A 12,839-nucleotide genomic window follows, 5' to 3' on the forward strand; every position below is an offset into this window, starting at 1 on the left:
CATCAGGATCGCGAAGGTGGAGGCGGGCAGGCGGCGCAGGGCGAGGAGTTCGAGGGTGTAGGGCAGGACCGAGGAGAGCAGCGCCACCGCCGCGCGCGGCGGCCCCGACCTCGTACGAAAGCTGTTCGAGCCGCTCGGCTGGACGGTGAGCGCCGAGCCCGTGCCCGCGACCCGGCGCCGCCGGGTGGCCCTGGGAGCCGGCGCGGTCGCCCTGGTCGCGGCGGTCGGCGTCGGGGCCTGGCTCTCCACCTCGGACGACGACGGGGGAGCCCCTCCCCAGGACACCAAGAACTCGGCGCCCCAGTCCCCCTGACCCCGGGCGGCGCCCGCCCGCACCGCCCGCCCGGCGATGGCCGCCGGGCGGAGCCGTTACGCTGGAGGGCGTGGCAGTCGTCGACGTATCCGAAGAGCTCAAGTCCCTCTCCTCGACCATGGAGTCGATCGAGGCCGTTCTGGACCTCGACAAGATGAGGGCAGACATCGCCGTGCTCGAGGAGCAGGCGGCCGCGCCGTCCCTGTGGGACAACCCCGATGAGGCGCAGAAGATCACCAGCAAGCTGTCCCACCTCCAGGCCGAGGTGCGGAAGGCCGAGGCCCTGCGCGGTCGCATCGACGACCTCGGCGTCCTCTTCGAGATGGCCGAGGAGGAGGACGACCCGGACACCCGCGCCGAGGCCGAGTCCGAGCTCACCGCCGTGAAGAAGGCGCTCGACGAGATGGAGGTCCGCACCCTCCTCTCCGGCGAGTACGACGCGCGTGAGGCCCTGGTGAACATCCGCGCCGAGGCCGGTGGCGTCGACGCCGCCGACTTCGCCGAGAAGCTCCAGCGCATGTACCTGCGCTGGGCCGAGCAGCGCGGCTACAAGACCGAGATCTACGAGACGTCGTACGCGGAGGAGGCCGGCATCAAGTCGACCACCTTCGCCGTCCAGGCGCCCTACGCGTACGGCACGCTCTCCGTCGAGCAGGGCACGCACCGCCTCGTGCGCATCTCGCCCTTCGACAACCAGGGCCGGCGGCAGACGTCCTTCGCGGGCGTCGAGGTCCTGCCCGTGGTCGAGCAGTCCGACCACGTCGACATCGACGAGAGCGAGCTGCGGGTCGACGTGTACCGCTCCTCGGGCCCCGGCGGCCAGGGCGTGAACACCACGGACTCCGCGGTGCGCATCACCCACCTCCCGACCGGCATCGTCGTCTCCTGCCAGAACGAGCGCTCGCAGATCCAGAACAAGGCCACGGCGATGAACGTCCTCCAGGCCAAGCTGCTGGAGCGGCGCCGCCAGGAGGAGCAGGCCAAGATGGACGCCCTCAAGGGCGACGGCGGCAACTCCTGGGGCAACCAGATGCGTTCCTATGTGCTGCACCCGTACCAGATGGTCAAGGACCTGCGCACCGAATTCGAGGTCGGCAACCCCGAGTCCGTGTTCAACGGCGAGATCCAGGGATTCCTCGAAGCCGGAATTCGCTGGCGCAAGCAGCAGGAGAAGTAAGTTTGTCGACAAGGCAACTGCCGCCCTCGGGGCGGTGGTTGCCTTTTCTGTACCTGCATGTCTGGGTTTTACATCACACTCACAGGCTCAGACTCCCGGCATAGCCCCCGTAGTTGGACATGGCGCCCGCAAACGCCCTTGACGTGTCTTTGAAAAATGGGAAGGGTAAAGCGCGGCATGCGTGTCTCTGGGGCGCATGTGAACCGGGGGGCCTTTCACCGCAGCCTTCCCCGTCGAGCACAGCCCCGAACGCTGCCTAATGACGATGAGCTACTGGGGGTAGCAACCACATGACGAAGAAGACGCGGATCCGTGTCGCGCGGATAGCGGCCGGTGCCGTGATCGCCGCCGGTGCCTCGCTGACCGCCGCCGGTGCCGCATCCGCCGCGGAGGCCGACGACTGCCTGCTCGGCATCCTGTGCGCCGACGAGTCGCCCGTCCCGACCCCGCCGACCACCCCGCCGGTTCCGACCGAGCTTCCGACGGACCCGCCGACCGGTCTGCCGACCGACCCGCCGGTGACCGACGAGCCCACCGACCCCACGGACGAGCCCACCGAGCCGACCGAGGACCCGACGAGCCGGCCCACCGACCCGGGCAACGGGAACGGCAACGGCAACGGCAACGGGAATGGCAACGGGAACGGCAACGCCAACGGCGGCAACAACGGCGGCGGCAACAACACCGGCCCCGACGGCGGCACCTCCCCGCAGCAGGAGGGCTCCTCGTCCCTCACCGACATCGGCTCGGACAACACCCCGGCCCCGCAGCAGCAGGCCCAGGCCGGCGGCCCGGAGCTCGCCGAGACGGGTGCCGCGCAGACCACCTTCCTGGTGATCGGCGCCGCCACGATGATCGCCGGCGGTGTCGGCTTCCGTGTCCTGCCGCGCCTGATGGGCGGCCGGGGCGGCGCCGCCGCCTGACGGTAGGCACGCCCCTACGGACCGTAGGCACAGCACGACGTTCGAGGGCCCGGAGCGAAACGCTCCGGGCCCTCGGCCGTGTCTTCGTCTTCGGGGGCGCGTCCCCGCCCTCGCGTGCTCCGGTGCGCCCTCAGGCGGTCTGGTGGGCCAGCAGGGCCACCGCGGCGATCAGCACCGTCAGCAGGGCGATCAGCGTCATCGGGTTCAGATTCGCGAGGAAGTTCTCCTGCTGCAGCCGCTCGCGGTTCGCGCGGCACACGGGGCAGCGGCCCTCGCTCACGGGGGCCGCGCAGTTCGCGCACACCAGCCGGTCGTACGTCATGCGCTTGCCCTCCTTGCGCCGGTTCCACGTACCCAACGTTCGTGGGGACGGGAATGTTCCCCTCTCCACTGTGCCAGGTTCCTCCGGAGGCCGCGCGGTTCACTGCCACAGGAGTGGTGGTGCGGGGGTCGGCACAAAACGGCACATCCATGGCGCAACCACGGTCGGTGACTGCGGTCCCCTACCCGGTTCGCGTATGGTCACGCTCATCTACCCCCGGCGACCCGTGGTGCATCCGTGATCCGATTCGACAATGTCTCCAAGGTCTACCCCAAGCAGACCCGCCCCGCCCTCAGGGATGTCTCCCTGGAGGTCGAGAAGGGCGAGTTCGTCTTCCTCGTGGGGTCCTCCGGCTCCGGAAAGTCCACCTTCCTGCGGCTGATCCTCCGCGAGGAGCGGTGCAGTCACGGGCAGGTGCACGTGCTGGGCAAGGACCTCGCCCGCCTCTCCAACTGGAAGGTGCCGCAGATGCGGCGCCAGCTGGGGACGGTCTTCCAGGACTTCCGCCTGCTGCCGAACAAGACGGTCGGCGAGAACGTCGCCTTCGCGCAGGAGGTCATCGGCAAGTCGCGCGGCGAGATCCGCAAGTCCGTGCCGCAGGTGCTCGACCTCGTCGGGCTCGGCGGCAAGGAGGACCGGATGCCCGGCGAGCTGTCCGGTGGTGAGCAGCAGCGCGTCGCCATCGCGCGGGCCTTCGTCAACCGGCCCAAGCTGCTCATCGCCGACGAGCCCACCGGCAACCTCGACCCGCAGACCTCCGTCGGCATCATGAAGCTGCTCGACCGCATCAACCGGACGGGCACGACCGTGGTGATGGCCACGCACGACCAGAACATCGTGGACCAGATGCGCAAGCGCGTCATCGAGCTGGAGAAGGGCCGCCTCGTCCGCGACCAGGCCCGCGGCGTCTACGGCTACCAGCACTGAGACCGCACCCGAGATCCACGGAAAGGCATAACCAGCCGCCATGCGCGCCCAGTTCGTCCTGTCGGAGATCGGCGTCGGTCTCCGCCGCAACCTGACGATGACCTTCGCCGTCATCGTCTCCGTCGCCCTGTCGCTCGCCCTGTTCGGCGGGTCGCTCCTGATGAGCGACCAGGTCAACACCATGAAGGGCTACTGGTACGACAAGGTCAACGTCTCGATCTTCCTCTGCAACAAGAGCGACGCCGAGTCCGACCCGAACTGCGCCAAGGGCGCGGTGACGGACGACCAGAAGAAGCAGATCAAGGCCGACCTCGACAAGATGGACGTCGTCCAGACGGTCACGTACGAGTCGCAGGACCAGGCGTACAAGCACTACAAGGAGCAGTTCGGCGACTCCCCGCTGGCCAGTTCCCTCACGCCGGACCAGATGCAGGAGTCGTACCGCATCAAGCTGAAGGACCCGCAGAAGTACCAGGTCATCGCGACCGCCTTCGACGGGCGGGACGGCGTGCAGTCCGTGCAGGACCAAAAGGGCATCCTGGACAATCTCTTCGGGCTTCTCAACGGCATGAACTGGGCCGCGCGCGCGGTGATGGCGCTCATGCTCGTCGTCGCGCTGATGCTGATCGTCAACACCGTGCGCGTCTCGGCGTTCAGCCGGCGGCGCGAAACCGGCATCATGCGCCTGGTCGGCGCCTCGGGCTTCTACATCCAGGCGCCGTTCATCATGGAGGCCGCCGTCGCCGGACTCATCGGCGGCACCCTCGCGTGCGCCTTCCTGCTGATCGCCCGGTACTTCATCATCGACCACGGTCTGGCGCTGTCCGAGAAGCTGAATCTGATCAACTTCATCGGCTGGGACGCCGTTCTCACGAAGCTGCCGCTCATCCTCGCCACGAGTCTGCTGATGCCCGCGTTGGCCGCGTTCTTCGCGCTGCGCAAGTACTTGAAGGTGTGACGCATGCCAACAGGGGCCGTACGGTCAACCCACCGTACGGCCCTTCCGTCTGTCCTAGACTCACCGGCATGTCAGGTCGTGACCCGTTCTGTCAGCCCCGCCGCGTTCGCCGTGGGGCCGCCCTGACCTTGCTGTTCACGAGCGTGCTCGTCGCCGGTGCGGCCACCGGGGCGTTGCCGCAGGCCGATCGGAAGTCCACGCCGGACGAGGCGGGTTCGGCCGCCGCGGCCGGGCACCACGCGGCGGTCACCAGGGCGGCCGAGGAGGCCCTGGCCGACGGCAAGTCCCCGGTGGAGGCCGCGAAGCGCGCCGTCAGCCGCAGTGGGGACCGCTGGGGCGCCGTCTACTCCGAGGGCGAGTACGAGGAGTTCGAGGACGCCCTCGACGGCCAGTACACCGGCGTCGGCCTGTGGGCCCGCAGCGAACGGGACGGCCGTATCGCGGTGACGAAGGTGCGCGCCGGCTCGCCCGCGGCCGCCGCCGGGATCCGCCCCGGCGACGTGCTGCACAGCGTCGACGGCCGGAAGACCGAGGGACGGCCCGTCACGGAGGTCGTCTCCTTACTGCGCGGGGACGCCACCGACGCCCCCGCCGGCACCACCGTCCGCCTCGGCCTGGAGCGCGGCACGCGCGCGTGGACCGAGACCCTGCGCCGCGCCCAGCTGTCCACCGACTCGGTCACCGTCCGGCGGGTCGCCGGCCCGGTCACCGTCATCCGGGTCGACACCTTCACCAAGGGCTCCGGCGACCAGGTCCGCGAGGCCCTGGAGCAGGCCCCGCCCGGCGCCGGCGTCGTCCTCGACCTGCGCGGCAACTCCGGCGGCCTGGTCACCGAGGCCGTCACCGCCGCCTCCGCCTTCCTCGACGGCGGCCTCGTCGCCACGTACGGCGTCGACGGCGAGCAGCGCGCCCTGCACGCCGAGCCCGGCGGCGACACGACGAGACCCCTGGTCGCGCTCGTCGACGGCGGGACGATGAGCGCGGCCGAGCTCCTCACCGGCGCCCTGCAGGACCGCGGACGCGCCCTGGTCGTGGGCTCCCGCACCTTCGGCAAGGGCTCGGTCCAGATGCCGAGCCGGCTGCCCGACGGCTCCGTCGCGGAGCTGACCGTCGGCCACTACCGCACCCCCTCGGGCCGAGGGGTGGACGGCCGGGGCATCACGCCCGACCTGGACGCCGACGAAGGGGCCCTGCAGCGGGCCGAGAGCGTCCTGCGCGGCCTCGCGACCTCCTCGTAATCCGCTTCCCGCCGACCCCCTCCATGGTGCGAAAATGGGCGGCACTATGGCTAAGGAAAAAGGGCGCAAGCTGATCGCGCAGAACAAGAAGGCGCGGCACGACTACCTCATCATCGACACCTACGAGGCCGGCCTGGTCCTCACCGGGACCGAGGTGAAGTCCCTGCGCCAAGGACGGGCGTCGCTGGTCGACGGCTTCGTGCAGCTCGACGGGAACGAGGCGTGGCTGTACAACGTGCACGTGCCGGAGTACACCCAGGGCACCTGGACCAACCACAGCGCCCGCCGCAAGCGGAAGCTGCTGCTGCACCGTGCCGAGATCGACAAGCTGGAGTCGAAGTCGGGCGAGACGGGCCACACCATCGTGCCGCTCGCGCTGTACTTCAAGGACGGCCGAGCCAAGGTCGAGATCGCGCTGGCGAAGGGCAAGAAGGAGTACGACAAGCGGCAGGCGCTGCGGGAGAAGCAGGACCGCCGGGAGACCGACCGCGCGATCGCGGCGGTGAAGCGGAGGCAGCGCGGGGCGTAGGGAATACGCTGGCACCGACCTGCGTTGGTCACGTACGATGGTGCTCGCACCCCACAGCGGGTACGCACCCCTCTCCGGAGGGGATTGTCAACACAACATGGGGATGATCGGTTTCGACAGCGGCTGTCGAAGCAGGGGAAGCGTGTCGAGGAAGCGGCAATGATCTCGTAAACCATATGTCGCAAAAAATAATCGCCAACACCAAGCGCGATTCCCAGGCCTTCGCCCTCGCTGCCTGATAAGCAGTGACTGAAGGCCCCTAAATGGGTGTCAGCCCGGGAGTGTTCCCGACCCGGATCCTGGCATAAGCTAGGGAACTAAACCATCGAGCCCGGTCACGGGGCTCGATGGGAAATCAAACAGTGACTGGGCCCGTCGGCGACTTGTTCGCGTGATCGCCGGGGCCGAGAAAATCGCAGCGAACTGCACACGGAGAAGCCCTGGTTCTGCACCGTTGGACGCGGGTTCGATTCCCGCCATCTCCACTCATCCCATGTGGGCGAAGGCCCCGTCGCTTCGAGCGGCGGGGCCTTCGTCATGCCCGGCTCGTGCTGCCCCGCTCCGTCAGGTGCGGCCGCAGCAGGGTCGTCTCCGGCACGGGTGTGCCGCTGTGCTTCCGCATCAGCAGGTGCACCGCCCGCGTGCCCAGCTCCGCCGACGGCACGGGGACCGACGTGATCGTCGCGGGGGTGTCGGTGCCGACGGCCACGACCGACAGGTCCTCGGGGATGCGCAGGCCGAACTGCCGGAAGGCCGTGAGCAGGGGGTCCAGGAGGGGATCGTTCTGGACGATCACGGCCGTCGGGGCGGGGTGGGCGCGCAGCAGGCGGTCCGCGAGGGCGCGGGCCGCGGGCGGGGACGGTTCGGTGGGGTGCGCCGACGAAGCCAGGCCGTGCCGGTGGGCCGCGGCGGTGACGCCCTCGACCAGGCGGCGGGCCGAGGCGGTCTCGCGGAGGTAGACCTCCGGCGGCGGGCCGGCCAGGGCCACGGACCGGTGGCCGAGGCGGGCCAGGTGGTGCACGCACGCCTCGCCCGCCGCGCGATAGTCCAGGTCGACGCAGGTCAGACCCCGCGGGTCGGCGGGGAGGCCGAGCAGCACGACCGGGTGGTCCAGGGAGCGGAGCAGGGGCAGACGCGGGTCGTGGAGGCCGATGTCCAGGACCAATAACGCGTCCGCCGGAGCCGGTCCCCGGAGCCGGGTCAGGCCCTCCTCGTGGGTGAGGAGCAGCACGTCGTGGTCGTACCCGCGGGCCGCCGTGACCAGCGACTGCGTCAGCCGCATCGCCGCCGGCACGTCGACGCCGCCGCGCAGCGGAGCCGCCACGGCCAGGACCTTCGCCCCGTCGTGCGGCGGCGCGCCCGTCCGCGGCCGGTAGCCCAGCTCCCGGGCCGCCGCCTCCACGCGGCGCCGGGTCTCCGGCGAGATCGGGCGCTTGCCGCTCAGCGCGTAGGAGACGGTGCTGGGGGAGACCCCGGCCCGGCGGGCCACGTCCGTGATCCTGACCATCAGGCCGGTTCCAGCGTCAGGGTGCCCGTCCCCGCCGCCGCGCGCACCTCGCGGTGGCCGTCGGCCAGGGCCCAGGGCGCCGACGGGTCGCTGCACGAGGCTCGCAGGGTGTCCCCGTCGCACACGACCGTGAAGGTCACCTCCCCGACCCGTACCGTCCTCTTCTCGCCCGGCCGCAGGCCGTACGCCCGGAGCGTCACCCCGTCGGCGTGGTCGTAGTCCGGGCGGTCGTCCCGCGCGCCCACCGGGAGTACCGCTCCCGGCCGGACCAGCAGCGGCGCGCTCAGGAAGTCGTGCCGCTCGCGCACCCAGCGCGGCCCGGTCACCGTCCCGCCGGTGAGGAAGTGCGTCCAGGTGCCCTCGGGGACGTAGTACGAGACGTCGCCCTCGTCGCTGAAGACCGGTGCCACCAGCAGGTCCGGGCCGAGCATGTACTGCCGCTCCAGGTGCGCGCAGCCCGGGTCGTCCGGGAACTCCAGCACCATCGCCCGCATCATCGGCACGCCCTCGGTGTGGGCCGTGCGGGCCGCCTCGTACAGGTACGGCATGAGGCGCAGCTTCAGCCGGGTGAACCGCCGGGCCACCTCGACCGCCTCGTCGTCGAAGAGCCAGGGGACCCGGTAGGAGCTGCTGCCGTGCAGGCGGCTGTGGGAGGAGAGCAGACCGAACACCAGCCAGCGCTTGAACAGGGCCGGGGTCGGGGTGCCCTCGAAGCCGCCGATGTCGTGGCTCCAGAAGCCGAAGCCCGACAGACCGAGGGACAGGCCGCCGCGCAGCGACTCCGCCATCGACTCGTAGGTGGCCTCGCAGTCGCCGCCCCAGTGCACCGGGAACTGCTGGCTCCCCGCCGTCGCCGAGCGGGCGAAGAGGACCGCCTCCGCCTCGCCGCGGTGCTTGCGCAGCACCTCGAAGACCGTGCGGTTGTACAGGTACGTGTAGTAGTTGTGCATCCGCTCCGGGTCGGAGCCGTCGGACCAGACCACGTCGAGCGGCACCCGTTCGCCGAAGTCGGTCTTGAAGCAGTCGACGCCCTGCGCGAGCAGCGCCTCCAGCTTCGCGGCGTACCAGTCGCGGGCGGCCGGCGACGTGAAGTCGACCAGGGCCATGCCCGGCTGCCACATGTCCCACTGCCAGACGCTGCCGTCCGGGCGTCTCAGCAGGTGCCCGAGCGCCTTCCCCTCGGCGAACAGCGGGGAGCGCTGGGCGATGTACGGATTGATCCAGACGGAGACGCGCAGGTCACGGGCCTTCAGGCGGGTGAGCATGCCCTCCGGGTCGGGGAAGACCCGCTCGTCCCACCGGAAGTCGCACCAGTGGTACTCGCGCATCCAGAAGCAGTCGAAGTGGAAGACGGACAGAGGGAGTTCGCGCTCCCGCATGCCGTCGATGAAGGACGTCACCGTCTCCTCGTCGTACGACGTGGTGAAGGACGTCGACAGCCACAGGCCGAACGACCAGGCGGGCGGCAGGGCCGGGCGGCCGGTCAGGGCCGTGTACTTGCGCAGGATGTCCTTCGGGGTGGGGCCGTAGATGACGTAGTACGTCAGCTCCTGGGTCTCCGCACTGAACTGCACCCGGGAGACCACCTCCGAGGCGACCTCGAAGGACACCTTGCCGGGGTGGTCGACGAAGACGCCGTAGCCCGCGTCCGTGAGGTAGAAGGGCACGTTCTTGTAGGCCTGTTCGCTGCACGTGCCGCCGTCGGACTGCCAGATGTCGACGACCTGGCCGTTCTTCACCAGCGGGCCGAAGCGTTCCCCGAGGCCGTAGACGGACGTGCCGACGTTCAGGACCAGCTGTTCGCGCAGGTGGTGTGCACCGGCCGGGTCCCGCATGATGCCCGTGCTCCGGTGGCCGCTGCCGGTGAGCGTGCGGCCGTGCGCGAGGAACTCGACCTGCCAGGGGCCGCCGCGGGCGAGCCGGACCGACAGCTCGCCCGACGTCAGGGTGACGTGCTCGTCGTCGTGCGAGAGCTGCGGGGCGGTCTCCGAGGCCGTGATCCCGAAGGCGGGGCCCTGGGGGCGGCCGCCCGTGAAATGCGTGAGCGTCAGTCCGATGACGTCGGGCATGGGCGTGTGCGCGGTGACCGTGAGGACGGGGCCCGTCATCAGGTCGCCGCGGGAGCGGATGGGCCGGGTCGGCGCGTGCATCTCCAGCGTGCCGTCCGACTCGATGACGTCGAGGACTTCGGCCGGGTAGGCCGCGGTGACGCCCTCGCGCAGGAGCCAATAGCCGTCGGTGAACTTCATGTGTGGGGGTCCCTCGCTTCACGGCACGGTTGTCGAAGCGCTTCGACAACCGAACGTATGTGGGGGGCGCGAGGGCGTCAATGGGTCGTGCGGGTTCGGGTGAAGCGATTCGACGCGACCGTCAGGGACAGCGCCAGGGCCAGGGCCGCCGCCGTCACCGGGACGCCGTAGCCCGCCGTCGCCGACACGTGCTCCACCGTCCAGCCGCCGAGCGCGCTGCCGCCGGCGATGCCGCCGAGCAGGCCGGTCACCGCGAGGGTCATGCCCTCGTTCAGCCGGCCCTCGGGGGTGCGCTCCTGGACCAGCGTCATGGTGGTGACCATCGTCGGGGCCGTCGCCATCCCGGCGACCAGCAGGGTGCCCGCCAGGAGCGCGAGCGAACCGGTGAGCGCGGCGGTGAGCAGCGGCAGGGTCAGCAGGACGCCCATCGCGGCCACGCACCACGACAGGCGGGCCGCGGCCGGGCCGGCCGGCTTCACCGCGCCGTACAGCAGGCCCGCCGCGCAGGACCCGGCCGCCTGGAGGGCGAGCACGGCGCCCGCCGCCGCACCGTGGCCCCGCGCGTCCGCGAACGCGAGCGTGACGACCTCCGTCGAGCCGAAGATCCCGCCCATCGCCAGGCAGACCGCGAGCAGCGGGGGCATGCCGGGAGCGCGCAGCGGGGCCTTCGCGGGTATCCGTTCGCGGACCGGCGGTTCCGTCGCCCGCCGGGACGTGAACAGGAGCATGCCGGACAGCAGCAGCACCGCTCCGGCCAGCGTGCCCGCCTCCGGGAAGAACGCCCCGCACAGGAAGGCCGCGAGCACCGGACCCAGCATGAAGCACAGTTCGTCCGCGGCCTGCTCGAAGGAGTTGGCGGTGTGCAGGGCCTTGGCGTCACCGGCCAGCAGGTGGGCCCAGCGGGCCCGGGACATGCCGCCGGTGTTGGGGGTCGTGGCGGTGGCGGCGTAGGCGGCGAACAGGGTCCAGTCGGGGGCGTCGTGGCGGACGCACAGCAGCAGCGCGAGGGAGCCGAGGACGGCGATCACCGTGGCGGGCAGGGCCACCCGGGCCTGGCCGTACCGGTCGACGAGCCGCGCGGTCCAGGGCGCGACGACCGCGGTCGCCGCGAGCCCCGTCGCCGTGACGGCACCGGCCAGGGCATACGAGCCCCGCGTCCCGGCGATCATGACGACGGCGCTGACGCTGAACATGCCCATCGGCAGCCGGGCGATGAGGTTCCCGGCGGTGAAGGCGCGGGCGCCGGGCAGCCGGAACAGGCGGCGGTACGGGGTCAGTGGCGGCATGGCTCCACCGTCGCCCCGGGGTGATCACGCGGTCCAACACCTGTTCCGCGCGGAATCACGCACCTGGGTTGTGGACGGCCGGAAACCCCATGGCCGGAAACCCATGGCGGGAAATGTTCGCTCCATGTTCTTCATACAGGGATATGGAGATTACTGATGCTCCTCATGACGCACGGAAAAGATGTTCATTCGGGAAAATCCTTCACTCGTTTGCCGCGCATCCGGCGAAGTGAGCAGGCGGTTAGTCGGTACATGACCGAGGCGACCAGGAAAGACGGCTGGGCGGTAACGCTCGGCCCGTACACCTACATTCCGGCTCCAGCGCACTCGTCGGCCACCGTCAACGGCACCCTCACCAAGGCCGGTTGCCCGGTCACACTGCAGGTGACCGAGCCGGTGCTGCGCGATTTCATCGACGCCATGAGCACACTGGAAAAGGATCTCGCCCGACGGTGGATCAGTGCGACGGAATGGTCCGCTTTCGCGCTCGCGGAATAGTCGGGCCCCCGGCATGTACGACAAAGGAATCGAGGGCACGGGACGGCACCGGGCTCCGGCCCGGGATTTCGTCACCCCCCTGACACCGCCGGATCCGACCTGGGACCCGGCCGAGGAACTGGCGTTCATCCTCGAGGAGGCCCTCGGGGAACAGGCGGCCCGGATTCCCGGCCCCCGGGACGAGGAACCGGCCGTGGCCCCGGAGCAGGCCCCGGCGCCGGGCGCCCACATGAAGCGGCTCCAGGACATCACCGAGGAACTGCCGCCCGTGCGGGACGTCCCCCGCCGCCACCGCAAGGTCCGCACCCGCAGGGCCCCGGGCCTGCTGCGCACCACCAGCTTCCTCGTCGCCGCCCTGGCGGCCGTCATCGCCTCCGCCGTGAGCCTCCTGAGCGGCATGGTCGCCTACGACCCCCTGCGCCTGGTCGCCGCGTCCCCCGCGGAGCGGAACCTGCGCACCTGGTGGCCCCTCCTCGTCTACGGGCCCTGGCTGGTGGCCTCCCTGTCCGTGCTGCGGGCCGCACTGCACCAGCGACGTGCCGCGCACTCCTGGTGTGTGGTCCTGGTCTTCTCCTGCGTGGCCGTCCTGCTGTGCGTCGTCCAGGCGCCCAGGACCGTCCTCGGCACCGCGGCGGCCGCGCTGCCCGGGCTCGCCGCGCTGGCGTGCTTCCAGCAGGTCGTCCGGCAGATCACGCTGACGCGTCCGCCGCTGCGGTCGGTGCCGCGCCACCGGGTGGGACAGGGACCGCCGACGGCGAAGGAGACGCCCGGGGGCGAGGCCGAGCCCGAGACCGCGACCGGCGGCGAGACGACGGGCGGGGAGGAGACGTCCCGGCGGGGCGCCGACGCCTGAGACGGCCCCTCGGGTTTGGTGAGGTGCAGGTCGCCGTCGCCCGAACCCCCGATCCGCCG

General features: G+C 70.8%; 12 protein-coding genes, 1 other RNA gene and 2 pseudogenes. 10 read left to right on the plus strand and 5 right to left on the minus strand.

The window, feature by feature from the left end:
- Window positions 1–93, minus strand: a pseudogene (locus tag ABZ948_RS07330) (EamA family transporter); the annotation flags it as partial.
- Here ABZ948_RS07330 and ABZ948_RS07335 point away from each other — a divergent pair.
- The 3 genes and pseudogenes from ABZ948_RS07335 to ABZ948_RS07350 all read left to right on the plus strand — a co-directional run.
- Window positions 74–166 (plus strand): annotated as a pseudogene (locus ABZ948_RS07335) (hypothetical protein); the annotation flags it as partial. The pseudogenes ABZ948_RS07330 and ABZ948_RS07335 sit on opposite strands and share 20 nt — an antisense overlap.
- Window positions 167–383: 217 nt before the next feature.
- A complete protein-coding gene (gene prfB / locus ABZ948_RS07345; RefSeq protein WP_359757976.1) occupies window positions 384–1,490 on the plus strand; it encodes a peptide chain release factor 2 in 1,107 nt (368 codons plus the stop codon).
- Between the two features lie 290 nt (window positions 1,491–1,780).
- Complete coding sequence (locus ABZ948_RS07350) at window positions 1,781–2,413, plus strand: LPXTG cell wall anchor domain-containing protein (protein ID WP_359757977.1); 633 nt, start codon at window positions 1,781–1,783, stop codon at window positions 2,411–2,413.
- A 130-nt stretch (window positions 2,414–2,543) separates the two neighbouring features.
- On the opposite strand, the gene ABZ948_RS07355 is transcribed toward ABZ948_RS07350, so the two are convergent.
- Window positions 2,544–2,735, minus strand: a complete 192-nt coding sequence (locus ABZ948_RS07355; RefSeq protein WP_261683029.1) for a hypothetical protein — start codon at window positions 2,733–2,735, stop codon at window positions 2,544–2,546.
- Window positions 2,736–2,972: 237 nt separating this feature from the next.
- Between ABZ948_RS07355 and ftsE the strand changes: the two genes are divergently transcribed.
- From ftsE to ssrA, 5 genes are all read left to right on the plus strand, one after another.
- The gene (gene ftsE, locus ABZ948_RS07360; RefSeq protein ID WP_003990615.1) at window positions 2,973–3,662 is read left to right on the plus strand and encodes a cell division ATP-binding protein FtsE; all 690 of its coding nucleotides are present in this window, start codon (window positions 2,973–2,975) and stop codon (window positions 3,660–3,662) included.
- Window positions 3,663–3,702: 40 nt separating this feature from the next.
- Window positions 3,703–4,620, plus strand: coding sequence for a permease-like cell division protein FtsX (gene ftsX / locus ABZ948_RS07365; protein ID WP_359757978.1), 918 nt, complete (start codon window positions 3,703–3,705; stop codon window positions 4,618–4,620).
- A 68-nt stretch (window positions 4,621–4,688) separates the two neighbouring features.
- The gene (locus ABZ948_RS07370; RefSeq protein WP_359757979.1) at window positions 4,689–5,858 is read left to right on the plus strand and encodes a S41 family peptidase; all 1,170 of its coding nucleotides are present in this window, start codon (window positions 4,689–4,691) and stop codon (window positions 5,856–5,858) included.
- Window positions 5,859–5,904: 46 nt separating this feature from the next.
- Entirely contained in the window at window positions 5,905–6,387 is a 483-nt protein-coding gene (gene smpB, locus ABZ948_RS07375) for an SsrA-binding protein SmpB (RefSeq protein WP_359757980.1), read from the plus strand.
- 99 nt (window positions 6,388–6,486) lie between these two features.
- Window positions 6,487–6,875, plus strand: a transfer-messenger RNA (tmRNA) gene (gene ssrA, locus ABZ948_RS07380).
- Window positions 6,876–6,922: 47 nt separating this feature from the next.
- Here the strand turns inward: ssrA and ABZ948_RS07385 are convergent.
- From ABZ948_RS07385 to ABZ948_RS07395, 3 genes are all read right to left on the minus strand, one after another.
- Window positions 6,923–7,894, minus strand: a complete 972-nt coding sequence (locus tag ABZ948_RS07385; protein WP_359757981.1) for a LacI family DNA-binding transcriptional regulator — start codon at window positions 7,892–7,894, stop codon at window positions 6,923–6,925.
- On the minus strand, window positions 7,894–10,143 hold the full coding sequence (gene yicI, locus ABZ948_RS07390) for an alpha-xylosidase (protein WP_359757982.1): 2,250 nt from the start codon (window positions 10,141–10,143) through the stop codon (window positions 7,894–7,896). The genes ABZ948_RS07385 and yicI overlap by 1 nt, the downstream gene beginning before the upstream one ends.
- Window positions 10,144–10,220: 77 nt before the next feature.
- Window positions 10,221–11,429, minus strand: coding sequence for an MFS transporter (locus ABZ948_RS07395; protein ID WP_359757983.1), 1,209 nt, complete (start codon window positions 11,427–11,429; stop codon window positions 10,221–10,223).
- Between the two features lie 156 nt (window positions 11,430–11,585).
- On the opposite strand from ABZ948_RS07395, the gene ABZ948_RS07400 reads away from it, so the two are divergent.
- Window positions 11,586–11,927: a hypothetical protein gene (locus ABZ948_RS07400; protein WP_359757984.1), complete on the plus strand. Its 342-nt coding sequence runs from the start codon at window positions 11,586–11,588 to the stop codon at window positions 11,925–11,927.
- A gap of 13 nt (window positions 11,928–11,940) precedes the next feature.
- Window positions 11,941–12,780 carry a hypothetical protein gene (locus ABZ948_RS07405; RefSeq protein WP_359757985.1) on the plus strand — a complete coding sequence of 280 codons (840 nt, stop codon included), beginning with the start codon at window positions 11,941–11,943 and terminating at the stop codon, window positions 12,778–12,780.
- The last annotated feature ends 59 nt before the right edge of the window (window positions 12,781–12,839 follow it).

The sequence above is a fragment of the Streptomyces olindensis genome, from assembly GCF_040645895.1.
Taxonomy (GTDB): domain Bacteria; phylum Actinomycetota; class Actinomycetes; order Streptomycetales; family Streptomycetaceae; genus Streptomyces; species Streptomyces olindensis.